Source organism: Edaphobacillus lindanitolerans (assembly GCF_900156305.1).
GTDB classification, from domain to species: domain Bacteria; phylum Bacillota; class Bacilli; order Bacillales_A; family Planococcaceae; genus Bhargavaea; species Bhargavaea lindanitolerans.
Genome location: NZ_FTPL01000001.1, coordinates 145,950 through 166,250 on the forward strand (window position 1 = coordinate 145,950; position 20,301 = coordinate 166,250).

Sequence of the window (20,301 nt, forward strand, 5' to 3'; positions counted from 1 at the left end):
GGGTCCGTCAGTTCGGATACTTCCCTTTTTTCGCTTCCTTCACTTTTTCCGGGGTGACGTCGTTGCCCTCCGGGTCGATGACCGTCACATTTTCAATCGTATCTTTCATCGTGGAACGGAAGGCGTCCAGGTATTCCTTGCGAAGCGCCGATTGCTCCTTCGCCTCCTCCATCGACAGTCCGATCGTCTTCTTTTTGGATGCGAGTTCATTGATGCGTGCAAGTTTTTCAGGTGAAAGCATGGTCAATCTCCTTTCGGTGTTCAAAGTGCGGCCGCTGCGAACCGTGCCGGTACCTTTGACGGTGTTCTTGTACCCTATACCCGGCTGCGAGCCTCCGAACCGCCGGATACCCGAGCCGCTCTTTGACGATGAGGCCCGTCCGCCGGGTCTTTCATTTAGCCTATGAAAAAAGAGGAGGCGGCGCAACTCATTCGCTCGGCTCCCCGTGTTCGATATATTCTTTGTAGCGGCGGTGGACCGTCGCCTTGCTCACATCGTGCCCCAGACCTCTGAGCGTGGAGGCAATTTCCTCGAAAGTCAGTCCCTTGTCCCGCAGGCTCACGATTTCGGCAAGCGGAACGTCGATCCGTTCCCGGCCATCCGGATTCCCTTTTTTCTTCAGGTTCTTTTCCGGCCGGTATCCTTTTTCCACGGCACGCCGCATGCCCCTCCGGATCTTGGCATTATGCATCTTGCGCTGGTATTCTTCGACGATCGCCAGGATGTCCAGCAGCATGGTGTCCATTTCATTCAGGGCGACGGGCCCATTGTCGGTCAGCGTATAGGTGGAGGCGCCGGCCTTTGACAGAAGATGGAGGACGGCGACCCGTGCATTCCCCCTGCCGAGCCGGGTCTCATCCTGGATCAACACCGCTTCCGTGCCGCGTTCCCTCACATGGTCAATCAGATCAAGCAGTCCGTCCCGGTCCATGTCATATCCGCTGTGCCGGTCCTTGAAGACGCCGTCCACTTTGAATCCGAGCTCTCCGGCAAATGCGTGCAGCTCTTCTTCCTGCCGCTCAAGCGACATGTCCTGGGTTTCCTTGTCGGTGCTCACCCGGCAATAGAGCGAGCAGTGTTCCGCATCCCGGCTCACTTGTCTTCACCGGCCAGCAGGATTCCGTCCGAGTATGCAGGAAGGGCGGGAACGATGAGCGTTTCACCGGCGAGGAGCCGGGTGTCTTCCTTCCCGTTCAGCCTGAGCACTTCCTCCACCCACCTGTCTGCGGGCAGTGAAGTGTCGGTCTGAGAGTGGAGAGACATGAGCGAATCCCCCTCCGTGACCATCAGTTCCATCGTGGAGACGGTGCTTTCCTCATGACCGTCGGGCATTGCAAATGCCACGATGACCGCCAGCAGAATAAAAGAGAAAGAGAATGAGTGTTTTCGGATAAAGTCCATGAATTATTCCTCCCGATATGTATTTTCGAATGCATGTTCGTATGATAACCACATCTTAATGCGAACGTGTGTTTTTGTCAACTCATTTTTTCGAACCTATGTTTGCATTTCATTGAGACGGCTGATATACTGGTAACAAGTAGAAACAGCCAAAGAAGAGGTGAATGGATTGAAGAAGATGTCCAAGAGGCAGGAGGCGATCCTGACCTTCATCAAAGAGGAAGTCAGGACAAAAGGCTACCCGCCTTCCGTCAGGGAAATCGGCGAAGCCGTCGGCCTCGCCTCCAGCTCCACCGTTCACGGGCACCTCGCGCGCCTGGAGAACAAGGGACTCATCCGCCGCGACCCGACAAAGCCGCGGGCAATCGAGATTCTTGAGCTGGACGGCGGGAGCGTCGAAAAGCCGCATGTCGTCCACGTGCCGGTCGTCGGGAAAGTCACGGCCGGCCTCCCGATCACGGCAGTGGAGAACATCGAGGAATATTTTCCGCTCCCTGAAACATACGGCGGCTCGGAAGATCAGCTGTTCATGCTCGAAATCATGGGTGAATCCATGATCGAAGCCGGAATCCTGAACGGCGACTACGTCGTGGTCAGGCAGCAGAGCACGGCCAACAACGGCGAGATCGTCGTAGCCATGACCGAAGAGGATGAAGCGACGGTCAAACGCTTCTTCAAGGAAGACGGCCATTTCCGGCTGCAGCCCGAGAACTCCTCGATGGATCCGATTGTCGTGGAGAATGTCTCCGTCCTCGGCAAAGTGATCGGGGTCTACCGCCATATCCAATGATCCGGCCGGGTGTCCGGACAGCCGACCAGGGTTGTCCGGACACCCATATTTATGTGCCCCGGTCCGGAAGCATGCGCGGAAATCACCTTGAGTTCATGCCGCGGTTTCCAAACAACGCAAAAAAGGCGAGATTGCGACCCATTTTCTGGGGACAATCTCGCCTTTTTTTAGTTTGCTCGGCTTGATGAATCATTCAGTGGAAAGCCCGTAATCCGCTTTCCGGCCGGCTTTTACAAGCTGCTCAGTACATCTTCATATACTGTTCGCGTTCCCACGGATGGACGGCGGTGCGGAACATGTTCCACTCCGCTTCCTTCGTATCCATGAAGTTTTTGTAGATGTGATTGCCGAGCGCCCGTTTGATGACCTCGTCTTTTTCCAGCTGGTCGAGGGCTTCCTTCAGGCTGGCCGGAAGATCCTCGATCCCCATGCTGCGGCGTTCGCGCAGGCTCATCTCATAGATGTTCTCATCCACCGACTCGGGCGGCTCCATGCTCCTGCGGACCCCTTCCAGGCCTGCACCGAGAAGCACGGCCATGGCCAGGTACGGATTGGCCGACGGGTCGACGGAACGGACTTCGATCCGTGTGCTCAGCCCGCGTGAGGTCGGAATGCGGATGAGCGGGCTCCGGTTTGTGCCGGACCAGGCGACATAGACCGGCGCCTCGTATCCGGGAACCAGACGCTTGTATGAGTTCACCGTCGGGTTGGTGATCGCCGTGAATCCGTGGGCATGACGCAGGAGGCCGGCCATAAACTGGAACGCCTCTTCGCTCAGCCCTTCCTCGCCTTCCGGATTTTCAAAGACGTTTTTGCCGCCCTTGAACAGCGACATGTTGCAGTGCATGCCGGAGCCGGCCACACCGAACAGCGGCTTCGGCATGAAGGTCGCATGCAATCCATGCTTCCGGGCGATCGTCTTGACGACAAGCTTGAACGTCTGGATATTGTCGCAGGCGCGGATGGCATCGGCATACTTGAAGTCGATCTCATGCTGCCCCGGGGCGTTCTCATGGTGGGATGCCTCGATCTCAAATCCGAGCGACTCGAGCTCAAGGACGATATCGCGGCGGCAATTTTCGCCGAGGTCGGTCGGCGCCAGGTCGAAGTAGCCGCCGTAGTCATTCAGCTCCAGGCTGGGCTCTCCGTCCGCTCCGAGCTTGAACAGGAAGAATTCCGGTTCCGGCCCGATATTGAAGTGGGTGAAGCCGAGGTCCTCCATCTCTTTGAGGAGGCGCTTCAGGTTGCTTCTCGGGTCCCCTTCAAACGGAGTGCCGTCAGACCGGTGGACATCACAGATGAGCCGTGCCACGCTGCCCGTTCCGGTATCCCACTGGAACACCGTCCAGGTGTCAAGGTCCGGGACGAGATACATGTCGGATTCCTCGATCCGGACGAACCCTTCGATCGACGAACCGTCGAACATCATTTTGTTATCGAGAGCCTTGTCAATCTGGGAAACCGGGATTTCCACGTTTTTCACCGTGCCGAGAATGTCGGTGAACTGCAGGCGGATAAAGTTGACATTCCGCTCCCGTATATCACTTTTGATGTCTTCCTTTGTAATTTTCTTCACAGTCTTTATCATCCTTTCAATTATTCAAGCAGTCCCTCTTTCTCCAGGGTCCGGAGGGCGTTCATGATGGCGATCTGGACATGCTCAAACGTCAGGCCGCCCTGGATATATGCCGTGTACGGCGGCCGGATCGGTCCGTCTGCCGTCAGCTCGATGCTCGATCCCTGGACGAATGTTCCGGCTGCCATGATGACGTCGTCTTCGTAGCCCGGCATGTAGGACGGCACCGGCGCGAAGTGGGCATTGACCGGGGAGTTGGCCTGGATTTCACCGCAGAACCGGATCATCTGGCCGGCACTGTCAAATGAGACCGACTGGATCAGATCCGTCCGGCCTGCCGTGTAATGGGGGGACGTATCCATTCCGGCCGACTCCAGCATCGCCGACGTGAAGATCGCCCCCTTCACCGCCTGCGCCGTCACATGAGGTGCCAGGAAAAATCCCTGGTACATATCGGGCAGCGTTCCGAGAGAAGCTCCCGCCTCTGCTCCTATACCCGGAGAAGTCATCCGGTAAGCGCATTTCTCGATCAGGCCCGCCCGGCCGGCGAGATATCCGCCCGTTTTGGCCAGGCCGCCGCCCGGGTTCTTAATGAGGGAGCCGGCCATCAGGTCGACCCCGACTTCCGTCGGCTCGCGCTCTTCCACAAATTCCCCGTAGCAGTTGTCCGTGAAGATGACCGCATCCGGCTTGATTTCGCGTATTTCCTTCACCATTTCGCCGATCTGCGCGACCGTGAAGCTGGGGCGGGATGAATACCCCTTCGAACGCTGGATCGCGATCATCTTCGTCCGTTCGCCGACAGCCTTGCGCACGGCGTCGAAATCCACCGTGCCGTCTTCATTCAGATCAATGTGGCGGTAGGAAATGCCGAAATCCTTCAGGGAACCTGTATCCTGCCCGTCTGGACCTGAAACGATGGAAGCGAGCGTGTCGTACGGTTCGCCCGTTATGTAAAGCAGTTCATCCCCCGGCCGGAGGATGCCGAACAGTGCAATCGAGATCGCATGCGTCCCGGAGATGATCTGATTGCGGACGAGTGCGGCTTCGGCCCCGAATGCCGAGGCATAGACGCGCTCAAGGACATCCCGTCCTTCGTCGTCATATCCGTATCCGGTCGACGGATTCATATGATGGTCGGACACCCGGTTTTCCCGGAAGGCCGCAAGCACTTTGGCCTGATTGAACAGTGCGGTGTCATCTGCCCTCTTCAGGAACGGGGCGATTTTCTGTTCCGCCTCCCCTTTCCAACGCGTGATCCGGTCCGCCGCTGCCGGCTGTGTGTTCAAATTTTGATTCATCATGATGTCTCCTCTGTTGCGTAGATTCACCACACCAGTATACCATGCCCGCGAAGACCGGTTCGGCGGCTTGCATCATCCGGCTTCTCTGATACACTTTTGGATGGCAGCCGGCCGGTCCGGCGTAAGACTGGGAGGAATGAAATTGGCTTGGGAAGTGCTGAGTATAATTGGGACCGCAGCGTTTGCAGTTTCGGGTGCCATCATCGCAATGGAAGAAGAATACGACCTGTTCGGGGTTTATATGCTCGGGGTGGTCACGGCTTTCGGCGGCGGTGCGTTCCGGAACATTCTCATCGGCGTTCCGGTTTCCGCATTGTGGGAGCAGGAAATGCTGTTCCGGATTGCGCTCGTTTCGATCACGGTCATCTTCCTGTTCCCGAACCGCCTGATCCGGCACTGGGCGAGATGGGGAACGGCTTTTGATGCGGTCGGGCTTGCGGCATTTGCCGTGCAGGGCGCCATGATTGCCGTCCGGCTGGAGCTCGGCATGTCCGCGACAATCGTGGCGGCCGTCCTGACGGGAGCGGGCGGCGGGATGATCCGTGACCTGCTTGCGGGCAGGCGGCCGCTCGTCCTCCGGAAGGAAATCTATGCAGTATGGGCGGCGCTGGCGGGCCTTGCGGTCACTCTCGGGGCGGATGCTGCGGATGCAGGCCTGTACTTCGTGGCCGGAACCGTGGCGGTGCTCCGGATCCTGTCGGCTAAATATGGCTGGCGGCTACCGGTCCGGAAGCTCGGGATTTCGAAGCCGGAATGATCCATGCACAGAAAAAGCCTCCGGAAAGGCGCCAAGCGCGTCCGGAGGCTTTTTTATTCTTCTGTTTTCGCTTCCGGCGGCGCCAGGTTGACCGGGCGCTGAGGCACGAAAGTGGAAATGGCATGTTTGTAGATCAGCTGCTGCTTGCCGTCCGAGTCGAGCAGGACGGTGAAATTGTCATAAGACTTGATCTGTCCCTTGAGCTGGAACCCGTTCGTCAGGAAGACGGTGACGAAGACACCGTTTTTGCGCAGTTGGTTCAGGAATGTGTCCTGGATATTGACCGGCTTCATTGCATAACTCCTCCGCTCTCTCTTTTTGATGGATCGCTCCGATAATAGTTAGATTCGGCTCCCGGCTCCGAATTCCTTCAACAAATTCAGAATTTGGGACAAATTCTTTTCTGTTCCCTCTTCCGCGTCCAACCAGTGCACATCGAGCTTGTTGCGGAAGTAGGTGAGCTGCCTCTTTGCATAGCGCCTCGTGTTCCGCTTTGCCAGTTCGAGCGCCTCTTCCATCGGGATCTCGCCGGACAGTGCGGAGGCGATCTCCCGGTATCCGATCGCCTTCATCGACTGCGCGCCGGTCAACCCCGCCTCCGCAAGACGCCGGACTTCTTCCGCGAAGCCCGCTTCCATCATCAGGTCGAACCGCAGGTTGATCCGTTCGTACAGTTTCTCCCGGTCCATGTCCAGCCCGGTGAGGAGATGCCGGAAGACCGGACGGCGGTTCCCCGAGTCCTCCAGTTCCGCCCTCGGCCTGCCGGTCACGCCGACAATTTCGAGCGCCCTGAGGACCCGTCTCGTGTTGTTCGGATGGATGCTGAGCGCCGCATCGGGATCAAGCCGGGCCAGTTCTGCGTGGAGGGCTTCGGGGCCGTTCTGTTCGAGCAGCTGTTCCATCTCGCTCCGGAATGCCGGATCCGACTTCTGGTCCGTGAACCTGAAGTCAAACAGGACCGCCTGCACGTACAGGCCCGTCCCGCCGACAAGGATCGGCAGCCTTCCCCGGCTGTTGATCTCACGGATCTTGCCGCGGACCCGCTCCTGATAGTCGAACACCGAGAAGCTGTCGGAAGGCTCGAGAATATCGAACAGATGATGGGGGACGCCGCGCTTTTCCTCTTCGGTGATCTTGGCCGTGCCGATATCCAGGCCTCTGTACACTTGCAGGGCATCGCCGTTGATGATTTCCCCGCCGGTTTCCTCGGCAAGCCGGACGCTGAGTGCCGTCTTCCCCGAAGCGGTCGGACCCACGATGGCCACAACCTCGGGCATGACGCTCATCTCTCCCTCCATCTTTCAAGCCAGCCGACAAGGAAGCGGGTCACTTCGTCACGGTGGCGGGAATGAAGGATTTCGTGGCGGCCATCCTCCACGAGGTGGACGGTCACGTCTTGGACGCCGTTCTTCACAAGCTGCTCCGCGGCTTTGAAGATGCCTTTGCCGTCTGCGCCGACCGGATCGGACGCACCGGAAATGAACAGGATCGGCAGGGTTGCCGGCATCCTGCGGATTTCGCGGTCCCGGTGGATCAGGTCAAGCCCGTCGAACAGGTCGGAGAACAGGCCGGTCGTCGATACGAACCCGCTGTCTTCATCGTCCATATACGCCCGGACCTCCTCCGCGTCATCGGACAGCCAGGCGAATGGAGTATCTGCATCTCCGAACCGGCTGTTGTACCGGCCGAACGTGAGCGAATTCAGCAGCTGGTTCGGTTCTTTCCCGGCTCCGGCGGCCGTATAGGCGCCGGCCAGCAGCCGCCCGCCGGCGATGACCGGACCCGGATGGGCACCGGAACCCATGAATATCGCCCCGTCCAGGGTATTGCCGAACAATTGGGCATATCGCCTCGCGACGAATGAGCCCATGCTGTGTCCGAACAGGATGAGGTTTGGTGACGGGTGCTTTTCCCGCACTGCCGTGATGACTTCAAACGCATCACGGACAACCCGCTCAAAGCCGTTCTCCTCTGCGAAATACCCCTTGGTCCCGTTCAACCGCCAGGTTTCCCCGTGTCCGCGGTGGTCATGCCCGCTGACGAGATAGCCTGCTTCCCGCAGCTTCTCCGCAAATCCGCCGTACCGCCCGATATGCTCTGCCATCCCGTGCAGGAGATGGATATGGCCGATCGGCTTCGCGGCGGGTTCCAGTACGAAGGCACTGATCATATGCCCGTCGGTTGTTTGAATCGTCATTCTTTCCATCGATGCATCATCCTTCCGTGACGTCGGTGCCTCCGGGCAGCCGAGCGGGTCCGTTTGATCCGCCCTTCCGGACTGCCGCCTTCCCGAGCATCCGGTTCATATAGTCGGCCGTCTGTCCGCCGATCTTCTTCGCCTTCTCCACATCAAAGAACATCCAGCCTGTCCGCCTGACCAGGAAGTCGGCCGGGCAGGCCGCCATCTCCTCGTGGATCGAATAAAGGATCCGGCCCCTGTCTGCCGGACTGAGCCCGTCCCCTTCACCGGCCGCGTGGGCAAACTTGAATACCGCATCCGCATTCGTACCGTAGAACGCGGCGATTTCCCTGCCTTCCTCGCGGGTCAGCCCGTACAGTTCCGCCTCGTTCGCTTTGCCTTCGATAAAGCGCGGGAGATCTTCGGGACGGGCGAAATCGCCCCCGGACAGCGGCAGATGCTTCGTCACGCAAGGCCCCCACCCGCCGGATGGACGTCGCTCCGCTATCTGGTCGACCACGTGCTCCGCCATCTTCCGGTATCCGGTCAGCTTGCCGCCCGCAATGGTCAGCAGCCCGCTGTCGGATTCCCAGATTTCGTCTTTCCGTGAAATCTCCGAGGGGTCTTTTCCTTCCTGATGGATCAGCGGACGGACGCCGGCCCAGGCAGACTCGACATCCCCCCTGTGCAGCCGCACGTCCGGGAAAATTCCGTTTGCCGCTTCGATCAGATAACGGATGTCTTCCTCGGATGCCAGGACCTCCCCCGGATCGCCTTCATAAAACGTGTCGGTCGTTCCGACATAGGCCTTCCCGCCTCTCGGGATGGCAAAGATCATCCGTCCGTCCTGGCTGTCAAAGTAAATCGCCTGCCGAAGCGGGAACCGGGACTGGTCAACGACGATGTGGGCGCCTTTGGACAACTTCAGATGCTTGTTGTTCCCTTTGCCGTCCAGCTGTCTCACGGTGTCGACCCACGGGCCGGCGGCATTCACCACATGTCCGGCGTCCGCCCGGAATACCGAGCCGTCGAACATGTCGCGGATCCAGGCGCCGGACACGCGTCCGCCTTCATACACAAATGATTCGGCTTTGCAGTAGTTGAGGCAGACCGCCCCCTTCTCGGCGGCCTTCTTCAGCACTTCGATCGTCAGGCGCGCATCGTCCGTCCGGTATTCCACGTAATGGCCGCCCCCGAGCAGGCCTTCCTGATTGAGCAGCGGTTCGAGGCTGAGCGTTTCTTCGGGTGACAGCATTTTCCGCCGTTCATCCTTGTCCACTCCCGCCAGGCGGTCGTACACCGCCAGGCCGGCGGAAGTCATGAAGGGGCCGAATGTGCCTCCCTTGTAGAACGGCAGCAGCATCCGCTCGGGCTCCGTGACGTGAGGGGCATTTTCAAAGACGACTTTCCGCTCCCTCCCGGTCTCCGCGACGATCTTCAGCTCCATCTGCTTGAGGTAGCGCAGGCCGCCATGGATGAGTTTCGTGGACCGGCTGGATGTGCCCTCGGCAAAGTCCTGCATCTCCACGAGGAGCACCGACATGCCCCTCGTCACTGCATCAAGCGCGATTCCGGCACCCGTGACGCCCCCTCCGATCACCAGGACATCAAAACGGAATTCCGCCGCCTGCTGCTTCATCTTCGGTCGTAGCAATGTAGAAAACATCCGATCGCCTCCTAAATTGATCCATCAGTCACGGGCTTGGCTTCCCGCCGTTCACTTGAACATCCGCGCTGCCGCCACGGCCTTTTGCCAGCCGCCGTACAGACGGTCGCGTTCTTCCTGCTCCATCAGCGGATGGAAGGACTTCCGGCTGCGCCACATGTCGGCGATCTCGTCGCAGTCCTGCCAGAAGCCGGTCGACAGCCCCGCCAGATAGGCGGCGCCGAGTGCGGTCGTTTCATGGAACTCCGACAGCTCGACCTTGCCCTGAAGGATATCCGCCTGGAACTGCATGAGGAACGAATTGGACACCGCGCCCCCGTCCACCCGCAGATTCTCCACGGACAGGCCCGAGTCGCTTTCCATCGCATCGAGCACATCTTTCGTCTGGTAAGCGAGCGATTCAAGCGTTGCACGCACAAAGTGTTCTTTGTCCGTGCCGCGTGTCAGCCCGAACACGGCACCCCGGACTTCCGAGTCCCAATACGGCGTACCGAGTCCGACAAATGCAGGGACGACGTAAACGCCGTCGGTGGAATCCACCCGGCGGGCATAGTCCTCGCTGTCCCCTGCCGACTTCAGCATGCGTAGCCCGTCCCGGAGCCACTGGACGGCGGAACCGGCGACGAACACGCTGCCTTCGAGTGCATACCGGATGCCGTCCCCGATGTCCCAGGCGACCGTCGTGAGCAGGCCGTGCCTGGACGTGACCGGTTCGTCCCCGGTGTTCATGAGCATGAAGCAGCCGGTTCCGTACGTGTTTTTTGCCATCCCCTGTTCAAAGCAGGCTTGGCCGAACAGGGCGGCCTGCTGGTCGCCGGCCGCCCCTGCGATCGGCACCCGCTCACCGAAGAAAACGGTCGGTGATGTATCGGCATACACTTCCGAGGACGGACGGACTTCCGGCAGCATTTCAGGGGGAACATCGAGGATGCGGCACAGTTCTTCGTCCCATTTCTGGTCTCTGATGTTATACAGAAGCGTCCGGGAGGCATTGGAAACATCCGTCACGTGCACCGAGCCGCCGGACAGCTTCCAGATGAGGAAGCTGTCGATTGTGCCGAACAGCAGGTCTCCGGCTTCCGCCTTTTTCCTTGCCCCGCCCACTCTGTCGAGGATCCACTTCACCTTCGTACCGGAAAAATACGGATCGAGCACAAGACCGGTCTTCTGCCGGAACAGATCTTCATATCCGCCCGCTTTCAACTCATCGATGATCGGCTGGGTCTGCCTGGATTGCCAGACGATCGCCCGGTGAACGGGTCTGCCTGTCTTTTTATTCCAGATCACAGTCGTCTCGCGCTGGTTCGTAATGCCGATGCCTGCGATCTGCTTCTCGCTGATCCCGCTTTCGCTCAGAACCGCTGCGATGCAGGACAGGACGGATCCCCAGATTTCATTGGCATCATGTTCCACCCAGCCCGGCTGCGGAAAGTATTGCCGGAATTCCTGCTGGGCACTGTGCACTTTGCGGCCTTCCCGGTCGAACAGGATGGCGCGGGAACTGGTCGTTCCCTGGTCGATCGACAGGATGTACTTGTCCATCCGCCTCTCCCCTTTCGTCTTTTACATGACCCGCTTGAACATTTTTTCGATTTCATAGGTGGAAAAGTGAATGATGACCGGACGGCCGTGCGGGCATGTGTACGGGCTTTCCGCACGGCCGAGGTCGGCGAGAAGGCGCTCCATGTCCGGCCGGGTGAGATAGTGGTTCGCCTTGATCGAACGTTTGCAGCTCATCATGATCGCCGTTTCTTCCAGCAGACCGCCGATGTCGGTCCGGCGTTCTGCAATTGCCTGTTCCACGAGCGCCTCGATGATCTCCTCTTCGGCGCCGGCAGGGAACCAGGCCGGATGTTCACGGACGACAAAAGCATTGTGGCCGAATTCCTCCAGCTCGATGCCTGCTCCGGCCAGCACATCCCGGACTTCCCGGATCCGCTCCATGTCGTCCGGCGGATAGTGGAACGTCATCGGGATCATGAGGGCCTGCCGCTCGCCCGGATCCACCTGCTTCACCTTTTCCCGGAAGAACTCATATTTGATCCTTTCCTGCGCCGCATGCTGGTCGACCATATAAAATCCGTCCGGGCTCTGGGCGACGATATAGGTTCCGTGGATCTGGCCGACCACTTCCAGTTCATCGAACGGGACCTTGCGCGGATTTTCCGCGAGGTCGGGTGCGGGTTCTTCCATGACGGACTCCGGCTCCGTTTCACGGGCAGGCTCGGCGTAGCGGGAAGGTTCGGTGTCCCTGGAGGGTTCGGGGTAACCGGGGACTTGTCCGGCGGGAGCCGGTGTCTCATCCATCTCTTCCTTTATGACTGTGCCCGAATGGCCTGCCGGCAGCTCTTCATCGAAGGATGATGCCCGGAACGGCACGGACGGGGCCTGCTGCGGCGGCGCGGTCACCGTCCGGTTCCGGTCTTCTTCGGCTGTCCGCCAGAGGACGGTCTGTTCGGTTTTCGGCCGGGGCTCTTTCGGCGGCTTTGCGGCCGGGGCGCCGAGTGCACCTGCGACCGCCTGCCGGACCGCATCCCTGATGAGGGCGCACAGCTCGGATTCTTTGCTGAGGCGGATCTGCTGTTTTGCCGGATGGACATTCACATCGGTGAGGTAAGGGTCTCCCTTGATCGAAATGACGGCGATCGGATAGCGGCCGATCGGAAGGTACGTATGGTAGGCGTCGATGATCGCCTTGTTCACCATGAAACTTTTGACCCACCTGCCGTTCACGAGGACCGTGATATAGTTTTTGGAAGCCCGTGTGATGTCCGGCACCGTCCCGTAGCCGCTCACCTCATAATCCGCCGAGGATGCTTCAAAGCGGAGCATCTTGCGGGCCGTGCCGGCCCCGTAAATGTCCGAGATGACCTTCAGCAGGCTGCCGCTGCCCGACGTCCGGAGATGCTCCTGGTTGTTATGGAGAAGCCGGAATGAGATGTCCGGGTGGCTCAGCGCCATCCGGTTCATGTAATCGATCGAATGGCCGATTTCCGTCTGAAGCGTCTTGAGGTATTTGAGCCTGGCCGGCGTGTTGTAAAACAGCTGGGAAACCGAGATATCGGTCCCTTTTCGGGAAGGGGCGCCTTCCTGTCCGGTGACCCGGCTCCCTTCGACCTGCACGCGGATGCCGGGAGATTCCCCGTCGGAAGTGGTCAATTCGACTTTTGAGACGGCTGCGATACTTGCGAGCGCCTCGCCGCGGAATCCGAGTGTCCGGATCCTGAACAGGTCGTGTTCATTGCCGATTTTGCTTGTCGCATGGCGGGAAAAAGAAAGAACGGCATCGCCTCCGTCCATCCCCTTGCCGTTGTCGGTGACCCGGATTGACTTGAGCCCGGCTTCCTCAAGGCGCACTTCAATGGACGTCGCCTCCGCGTCGATTGCATTTTCAACCAGCTCTTTCACGACAGACGCCGGCCGCTCCACCACTTCTCCCGCCGCAATCTTGTTTGACAGCGGTTCGTCCATCAGGATGATCTGGCCCATCTGATCAGCTCCTTTCCCGTCCGATTTTCTCCTGCATCCCATGGAGCCACTGGAAAGCGTCCATCGGGGTCATCCGGAGAAGGTCCAGCCGGCCGATCTCCTCAGCAAGCCCGGATTCTCCGCCGGCAGTCTCACCGCCGGCCGCGCCTTCCCCGAACAAGGACAGCTGATCGCTCAGCGGACCTTCTTCCGGCTTCGGAACAGAAGCGGATTCAAGCTCCTCGAGCAGTTCCGCCGCTCGCCGGATGACCGATTCCGGCAGTCCCGCCAGCTCCGCCACGTGGATTCCGTAGCTTTTGTCCGCCGGGCCTTCCTTCACCTTATGGAGGAAGATGACATGGCCTCCCTGCTCAGCCGCCGATACGTGGACGTTTCTCAGCCTTCCGAGCTTTTCGGACAGACCGGTCAGTTCGTGGTAGTGCGTGGAGAACAGCGTATTGGCCCCGATCTGTTCATGGATGAATTCCATCATGGCCTGCGCAAGCGCCATGCCGTCATACGTCGATGTGCCCCGTCCGATCTCATCGAACAGGAGCAGGCTGTCTGCGGTTGCGTGGGCGAGGGCATGCCGGGATTCCATCATCTCGACCATGAATGTGCTCTGCCCGCCGGCAAGGTCGTCTGCTGCCCCGATCCGCGTGAAGATCTGGTCGGTCACGGGGAGCGCCGCGGAATCCGCCGGAACGAAGCAGCCGATCTGTGCCATGATGACGGTGAGGGCCACCTGCCGCATGTATGTACTTTTCCCGGACATGTTCGGCCCCGTGATGAGGAGCATGTTTGCCTCCTCATCCAGCACACAGTCGTTCGGGACATAGGTGCCGTCATCGAGCATCTTCTCGACGACCGGGTGCCGTCCGTTCCGGATCGAGATCCCCCGGCCCCCGTGGAATTCCGGCCGGACGTATCTGTATCTCTCGGACACTTCCGCAAAACCGGACAGGACGTCCAGGGAGCTCAGCCGGTCCGCCAGTTTCTGGATGGCCGGAATGTGTTCCTTGACGCGTTCCCTCACTTCGTTGAACAGTTCGGTTTCCAGGATGAGCGCCTCATCTTCGGCGTTCAGGATGAGCGCTTCCTTCTCTTTCAATTCCGGGGTGATATAGCGCTCTGCGTTTGCCAGCGTCTGCTTGCGTTCAAACCGCTCCGTATCCACAAGATGGACATTGGACTTGGTCACTTCCAGATAGTAACCGAATACCCGGTTGTATCCGATCTTAAGCGATTTGATGCCGGTCTTCCGTCTTTCCTCCGCTTCAAGTGCCGCGATCCAGTCTTTCCCGTTGCGGGAGGCGTCACGCAGCTCGTCCAGCCGTTCATTGAACCCTTCCCGGATGACTCCGCCTTCCTTGTTGGAGATCGGCGGCTCATCGGTGATCGCCTCCTCGAGCATACGGAGCGGTTCGGTGCACGGATCGATCCGGCCGCCCATCGCCGTCAGTCTCGGTGTCCCGCTTTCCAGAAGTGTGCGGCGGATCGGCTCCGCCTGCCCGAGCGAACGGCGCAGCTGTGCCAGGTCCCGCCCCGTCGCATTGCCGAATGCCACTTTCCCGGCGAGACGCTCCATGTCATAGACGCCTTTGAGCAGTTCTCGGATTTCCCCTCTTGAGAAGAATTCCTCAATGAGTTCGCCGACGGTGTCCGTCCGTTCGAGGATGGCTTCCCGCCCGGCGAGCGGCTCATGGATCCATTGCCGCAGCTTCCTGCCGCCCATTGCGGTGACCGTCTCGTCAAGCAGCCAGTACAAGGAACCCTTTTCCCCGCCGCCACGGATGGACTGGACGAGCTCAAGGTTGCGGCGGGAGTTCGGATCGATCGACAGGACCGCCCGCCGCTCCCGGTAATCGATCGGCCGGATGTGGCCGAGGGAGCGCTTCTGTGTCCTTTCCAGGTAGCGGAGGAGGCGGGCCGCCGCAGGCTGCACGCCGGGAGGGCAGTGTCCCGCAACGTCCGCGCCGCCGTCCGGGAGGCTCTCGTCCGGCTCGACGGAAAGGAGGATTGAGCGGGCACGGGCCAGGTCATGAAGTGCCAGATACAGTTCATCCGGTACGACAATCTCCCGGATCTTCAGTGATTCCGCTTCGGAGATCAGGGACTTTTCGTCGCTTCCGGCAAGCGTGGCCACGCCTTCGCCCGTCGACAGGTCGATCCGGACGAGGGCATACTCCCCTTCCTCCGTCCGTCCTGCGGAGCCGATGAACACATTCGACTTCTCCCCGACCGTCCGGCCTTCCGTCAGCGTCCCCGGCGTGATCAGCTGGATCACTTCCCGCTTCACGATCCCCTTCGCCTGCGCCGGATCTTCCGTCTGCTCGCAGATGGCGACCTTGTAGCCTTTCCGCACGAGCGTCTCGATATAGGAGGCGGCCGAATGGAACGGAACCCCGCACATCGGAATGCGGCCGGTCTGTCCCCCTTCCCTCGACGTCAGCGTGATTTCCAGCAGTTGCGAGGCCTTCAGCGCATCATCGAAGAACATCTCGTAAAAATCGCCCAGCCTGAAAAACAGGAAGGCATCCTTGTAATCTTCTTTAATCTCCATATATTGTCGCATCATCGGTGTCAAAGCAGCCATTACTTACATCTCCCGTGTCTCTTTGTCTTCCTTCAATTATAACAGAGTCCCAAACGCACAACAGGCAGAGGATGGCAGTCCCGTCGGGGGAATGCCGTCTCTGCCTGCCATGAAATGGATGAACGATGCCTTGCGGGCGACCGGCCGGCTCAGAGCGAGCTGGAGTCCTTGCCGTCCCCGTCGTGGTGTCCCTTTTTGCCGTGTGCTCCTGTGGAAGAGGATGAGGATGAGGATGAAGATGAAGATGAAGATGAGCTTTCCTCACCGAATTGCCATTCCTCCTCGAAATCGTGAGGATGCACCTGGATGCAGACCTTTGTTTCCCCGACAACTTCGGCGAGCAGTTCCCGTTCAACCGAGACATTGAATTTCTCACCGCATTTCGATACAACCGCTTCTGTGCAGTTCGGCTGCTGGATGACCTTGACATGCACTTCTTCATGTCCGCCCGTACTTCCGTCCCGGTAATGCAGGCGGACGCGGTCGCGATAATGGATCGTCTCCGTGTAGACGGACGTCTTCGAATGGTCATGGTGGGAGTACCAGACGTTGATGTCGTATTTGCCCGTGACCTCGACGTACTTCCCGTTCTTCTTGGCCTGGTGGTGGTGATTGATGATCCAGCATCCGAGAATGCCCGACGGTTTGTTCGGCGGGCAAAGCACTTCAGTCGACTCCGACCGTTTCTTCCCTTTGGCGACAACCGCTTTCGTGACGATCTGCCGTAAGTTTTTCAGGGTCAACCCTCCTCATTCACTTCAGTCCATCTTATGCACCAAACGCCCGGAAAGTGAAAAAGACACATAGGGATTTCTTCCGGGACCCGTTTGCTCCAATACAAACGTATGAATCGGAATGGACAATAATGAATGAGGAACCACGATCCGTTGCGGCGGTGCCCATTTGAAACGGCATCCCGGGCAAAGCGTCCGGAATGCCGTTTTTTCGTCATTGTTTACTTCAGGCGTCCCGGCGCATTTCTGACCTGGGAGCCTGTCTCTCCGCGGAGGAGGTCTCCGCCGGTCGTCTCGATGATCCGGTTCGTCACATCATTGGCAATTGTATTGGATACAAGCTGGAGCAATTGATTGACGTCCACCTGGGATTGCTTGAACTCCTGCACGATCGGGAGCTCGTCAATTTCCTGTTCAATCTGGCTGATCTTGCCTTCTACCAGCTGCAGTGCCCGTTCCTTGCCGTATTCCTGGAAGTTGACTGCCTGTTTCTGCAGGCTTTTGAGGCTGGCAATCTTTTCACGGACGCTTTTATTATCATTGATCTGCGCTTCAGCCCGCTTGAAGAACTCCACTTCTTCGGTCGAGCTGATCATCTCTGCGAGTTCTTTCGCTTTCTCGATGATGTCGTGTTTCGTGTATGTCTTTTCCATTGTTGATCCACCTTTTCGGCCGTCGGCACCTGAACCTTGCACAGGCGGCAATCGGTTTTGTCCCCCGATTTTCCGGGGTTTTCCCCATTATACTGAACCGGACGGCCGTCAGACAAGGAAAGCGGAGGATTGTCGGGGCATTGACACAACTGCAGAAAATCTTCCGTTCTTTTCTGATTTTAAAAACGATGGCCCTGCTCCCCGTAACCGGGAGCGGGACCACCGCTTCGTTTATCGGCCCTGCCGGAACCGCTCACGCATCCGCCCGGAACTGCACAACCGGGAAGAACCGTTGTTTCACCGTTTCCTTTTCTCGACGAGCAGTTTCATCGCGGTCCGTTCTTCGCCCGCAATGATGATGTCCGTGAAGGCAGGAGAGCATGTCAGGTCGGCGCCGCTCGGTGCAACGAACCCCCGGGCGATCGCGACTGCCTTAACCGCTTGGTTCAGTGCTCCGGCCCCGACCGCCTGCATTTCCGCATATCCCTTCTCCCGGATGACTGCAACGAGCGCACCTGCCACAGAATTCGGATTAGAGCGTGAAGATACTTTCAATGAGTCCATGCCTTTCCCTCCTGTTTTTCCGCATTCATGGAACCGGATGCTTCCATGTCCCAATGTATGCGGGCAGGCGGGACGGCATGATAGCGGGTCAGCCGTTGAACGGGTGATCGTCGTTGATCAGGATCCGTTCGCAGCGGACCGCCTTTCCGGATTTCGGATCTGCCTCCACGAAGAATCCGCCCAGCTGGGTCCGGCCGTCCGGCACCGTAAAACGGACCGGCATATTCGTCTTGAACCGGTAGAGGACCTCTTCTTTCCTCATGCCGAGGATCCCGTCGTAGGGTCCCGTCATTCCCGCATCGGTCAGATAAGCCGTGCCGCCCGGAAGGATGCGGTCATCCGCGGTCTGCACATGGGTGTGGGTCCCGACGACCGCCGAGACGCGGCCGTCCAGATGCCACCCCATCGCGATTTTCTCGCTCGTCGCCTCCGCATGGAAATCGACGAAGATCAGCGGAGACTCTTCGGCGGCTTCTTCAACCATCCGGTCGGCCATGGCGAAAGGGTCTTCATGCGGGGGCATGAATGTCCGGCCGTGAAGATTGATGACGGTCAGGGCGCCCGCTTCCTTCCGGATGGTCACCCTCCCCCTCCCCGGCGCATCCGAGGAAAAGTTGGCCGGGCGGATCAGGGCGTCCGATCCTTCGATGAAGTCGAAGATTTCCCTTTTATCCCATGTGTGATTGCCCATCGTGATGACGTCCACCCCGGCAAACAGCAGCTCGTCGTGGTCATCGCGGGTCAGCCCCTTGCCGGATGCGGCGTTCTCCCCGTTGGCAATGATGACATCCGGCTTGTAGGCGCGGCGGAGTTTCGGGAGATGCCGGCGGACGGTATCCATGCCCGGCCCTCCGACGATGTCCCCGATAAATAAGATTTTCATCTGGTGATTCCAGCCTTTCTTCGGCTAAAAGGGAAAGGCTTCCGGGACCGGGGTCCTCGGAAGCCTTTCTGCCGGTTATTTTGCATATTCGACCGCCCGGGTTTCCCGGATGACGGTCACTTTGATATGTCCCGGATAGTCGAGCTCGCTTTCAATCCGCTTTCGGATGTCCCGGGCCAGACGGTGGGCCGTGATGTCATCCACCTGGTCCGGCCGGACGATGATGCGCACTTCGCGCCCCGCCTGGATGGCAAAGGATTTTTCGACACCATCGTAGTCCTCCGCGATTTCCTCAAGCTTTTCAAGTCGCCGGATGTAATTCTCGAGCGTCTCGCTCCGTGCGCCCGGCCGAGCGGCGGACAATGCGTCAGCCGCTGCGACGAGGATGGCGATCACGGATGTCGGTTCCGTGTCGCCGTGGTGCGAGGCGATGCTGTTGATGACGACCGGATGTTCTTTGTACTTTGTGGCGAGTTCCACGCCGATTTCGACGTGGCTTCCTTCGACTTCGTGGTCAATCGCCTTCCCGATGTCATGCAGGAGACCCGCACGGCGTGCAAGCGCGATATCGGAATCCTTGAAACCGAGTTCCGCAGCAAGCAGGCCGGACAGATACGCCACTTCCTTTGAATGCTTCAGGACGTTCTGCCCGTAGCTTGTCCGGTACTTCAGGCGGCCCAGGATCTTGATGAGATCCGGGTGAAGATTGTGGATGCCGAGGTCGAATGACGTCTGCTCTCCGGCTTCCCGGATTTGCTCGTCCACTTCTTTCCTCGATTTCTCCACCATCTCTTCGATGCGCGCCGGGTGGATGCGGCCGTCCTGCACGAGTTTCTCGAGTGCAAGCCGGGCCGTTTCCCGACGGATCGGATCAAATCCGGACAGGATGACGGCTTCCGGCGTATCATCGATGATCAGATCGATGCCGGTCAGCGTTTCGAGGGTCCGGATATTCCGTCCTTCCCGCCCGATGATCCTGCCTTTCATCTCGTCATTCGGCAGATTGACGACCGACACGGTTGTCTCTGCCACATGGTCGGCGGCAAACCGCTGGAGTGCGAGGGAAAGGATTTCACGGGCCTTCCGGTCCGATTCTTCCTTCGCACGCAGTTCCGACTCCCTTGTCATGACGGCGATGTCCGTGGATAGTTCATTCTCCACTTCGGTCAGGATGAGCTGGCGTGCCTCATCCCGGGTGAGTGCAGATATGCGTTCGAGCTCTGTCTGCTGTTCCGACTTGAGCTCTTCCGCCTTGCTCTCCATCTGTGCGATATGCTGTTGTCGTTCGGCCAAAGCGTCTTCCTTGCGCTCCAGACCCGCTTCACGTTTGTTCAGCGCATCCTCCTTGCGGTCGAGGTTCTCTTCCTTCTGCAACAACCGGCTTTCCTGCCGCTGGAGTTCGCTGCGGCGTTCCCGGATGTCGGATTCGGCTTCTGTCCGTAGTTTGTGGGTTTCATCTTTCGCTTCAAGTAGCGCTTCCTTCTTCAGTGCCTCCGCTTCGCGCCTGCCCTCTTCAACGATGAGTGCGGCAGACTGCTTCGCACCGGTCACTTTAGAATCGTTTACGTTTTTCAAGGCAAAATAGCCAACAACTGCACCGACGATGAGTCCGAGCAAAGCGGAGATGATCATTTCAACCATTGAGGTCACCTCCCCCTGCTTTCATTCGTCTGTTAAAACCGGCCGGAAAACATTCCCGGACCGGGTATCAAGCCAGTCATGCTCATGC

At 58.9% G+C, this 20,301-nt stretch carries 19 protein-coding genes; 2 read left to right on the plus strand and 17 right to left on the minus strand.

Going from position 1 to position 20,301, the window contains the following annotated elements:
• Positions 1-7: 7 nt before the first annotated feature.
• From B0B07_RS00705 to yneA, 3 genes are all read right to left on the minus strand, one after another.
• Entirely contained in the window at positions 8-241 is a 234-nt protein-coding gene (locus tag B0B07_RS00705) for a DUF896 domain-containing protein (RefSeq protein WP_076756460.1), read from the minus strand.
• Between the two features lie 187 nt (positions 242-428).
• Positions 429-1,097, minus strand: a complete 669-nt coding sequence (locus B0B07_RS00710; protein ID WP_076756461.1) for a YneB family resolvase-like protein — start codon at positions 1,095-1,097, stop codon at positions 429-431.
• Positions 1,094-1,402, minus strand: coding sequence for a cell division suppressor protein YneA (gene yneA / locus B0B07_RS00715; RefSeq protein WP_076756462.1), 309 nt, complete (start codon positions 1,400-1,402; stop codon positions 1,094-1,096). Before yneA ends, B0B07_RS00710 begins: the two co-directional genes overlap by 4 nt.
• 169 nt (positions 1,403-1,571) lie before the next feature.
• On the opposite strand from yneA, the gene lexA reads away from it, so the two are divergent.
• Positions 1,572-2,192 carry a transcriptional repressor LexA gene (gene lexA / locus B0B07_RS00720; protein ID WP_076756463.1) on the plus strand — a complete coding sequence of 207 codons (621 nt, stop codon included), beginning with the start codon at positions 1,572-1,574 and terminating at the stop codon, positions 2,190-2,192.
• A gap of 241 nt (positions 2,193-2,433) precedes the next feature.
• On the opposite strand, the gene glnA is transcribed toward lexA, so the two are convergent.
• A complete protein-coding gene (gene glnA / locus B0B07_RS00725) occupies positions 2,434-3,768 on the minus strand; it encodes a type I glutamate--ammonia ligase (protein ID WP_076757444.1) in 1,335 nt (444 codons plus the stop codon).
• Positions 3,769-3,788: 20 nt separating this feature from the next.
• Positions 3,789-5,069, minus strand: coding sequence for a methionine gamma-lyase family protein (locus tag B0B07_RS00730; protein ID WP_076757445.1), 1,281 nt, complete (start codon positions 5,067-5,069; stop codon positions 3,789-3,791).
• Between the two features lie 145 nt (positions 5,070-5,214).
• Here B0B07_RS00730 and B0B07_RS00735 point away from each other — a divergent pair, with 145 nt between their 5' ends.
• A complete protein-coding gene (locus tag B0B07_RS00735) occupies positions 5,215-5,829 on the plus strand; it encodes a trimeric intracellular cation channel family protein (protein WP_076756464.1) in 615 nt (204 codons plus the stop codon).
• Positions 5,830-5,882: 53 nt separating this feature from the next.
• On the opposite strand, the gene hfq is transcribed toward B0B07_RS00735, so the two are convergent.
• The 12 genes from hfq to rny form a co-directional block, all read right to left on the minus strand.
• Positions 5,883-6,122 (minus strand): RNA chaperone Hfq, encoded by a 240-nt coding sequence (gene hfq / locus B0B07_RS00740; protein ID WP_076756465.1) that lies wholly within the window; start codon positions 6,120-6,122, stop codon positions 5,883-5,885.
• Between the two features lie 48 nt (positions 6,123-6,170).
• Positions 6,171-7,106: a tRNA (adenosine(37)-N6)-dimethylallyltransferase MiaA gene (miaA, locus tag B0B07_RS00745; RefSeq protein ID WP_407643859.1), complete on the minus strand. Its 936-nt coding sequence runs from the start codon at positions 7,104-7,106 to the stop codon at positions 6,171-6,173.
• A 5-nt stretch (positions 7,107-7,111) separates the two neighbouring features.
• A complete protein-coding gene (locus B0B07_RS00750; RefSeq protein WP_076756467.1) occupies positions 7,112-8,035 on the minus strand; it encodes an alpha/beta fold hydrolase in 924 nt (307 codons plus the stop codon).
• A 7-nt stretch (positions 8,036-8,042) separates the two neighbouring features.
• Entirely contained in the window at positions 8,043-9,674 is a 1,632-nt protein-coding gene (locus B0B07_RS00755; protein WP_084186487.1) for a glycerol-3-phosphate dehydrogenase/oxidase, read from the minus strand.
• A 51-nt stretch (positions 9,675-9,725) separates the two neighbouring features.
• Positions 9,726-11,216 (minus strand): glycerol kinase GlpK, encoded by a 1,491-nt coding sequence (gene glpK, locus B0B07_RS00760; RefSeq protein WP_076756468.1) that lies wholly within the window; start codon positions 11,214-11,216, stop codon positions 9,726-9,728.
• 21 nt (positions 11,217-11,237) lie between these two features.
• On the minus strand, positions 11,238-13,163 hold the full coding sequence (mutL, locus tag B0B07_RS00765) for a DNA mismatch repair endonuclease MutL (protein WP_076756469.1): 1,926 nt from the start codon (positions 13,161-13,163) through the stop codon (positions 11,238-11,240).
• A gap of 4 nt (positions 13,164-13,167) precedes the next feature.
• A complete protein-coding gene (mutS, locus tag B0B07_RS00770; RefSeq protein ID WP_076756470.1) occupies positions 13,168-15,738 on the minus strand; it encodes a DNA mismatch repair protein MutS in 2,571 nt (856 codons plus the stop codon).
• A gap of 149 nt (positions 15,739-15,887) precedes the next feature.
• Positions 15,888-16,475, minus strand: coding sequence for an outer spore coat protein CotE (gene cotE, locus B0B07_RS00775; RefSeq protein ID WP_076757446.1), 588 nt, complete (start codon positions 16,473-16,475; stop codon positions 15,888-15,890).
• A 218-nt stretch (positions 16,476-16,693) separates the two neighbouring features.
• Positions 16,694-17,125 carry a YlbF/YmcA family competence regulator gene (locus tag B0B07_RS00780; protein ID WP_076756471.1) on the minus strand — a complete coding sequence of 144 codons (432 nt, stop codon included), beginning with the start codon at positions 17,123-17,125 and terminating at the stop codon, positions 16,694-16,696.
• A gap of 297 nt (positions 17,126-17,422) precedes the next feature.
• Positions 17,423-17,689, minus strand: a complete 267-nt coding sequence (locus B0B07_RS00785; protein ID WP_076756472.1) for a stage V sporulation protein S — start codon at positions 17,687-17,689, stop codon at positions 17,423-17,425.
• Between the two features lie 88 nt (positions 17,690-17,777).
• Positions 17,778-18,572, minus strand: a complete 795-nt coding sequence (locus tag B0B07_RS00790; RefSeq protein WP_076756473.1) for a TIGR00282 family metallophosphoesterase — start codon at positions 18,570-18,572, stop codon at positions 17,778-17,780.
• A gap of 75 nt (positions 18,573-18,647) precedes the next feature.
• Entirely contained in the window at positions 18,648-20,213 is a 1,566-nt protein-coding gene (gene rny / locus B0B07_RS00795) for a ribonuclease Y (protein WP_144264267.1), read from the minus strand.
• Positions 20,214-20,301: the final 88 nt, after the last annotated feature.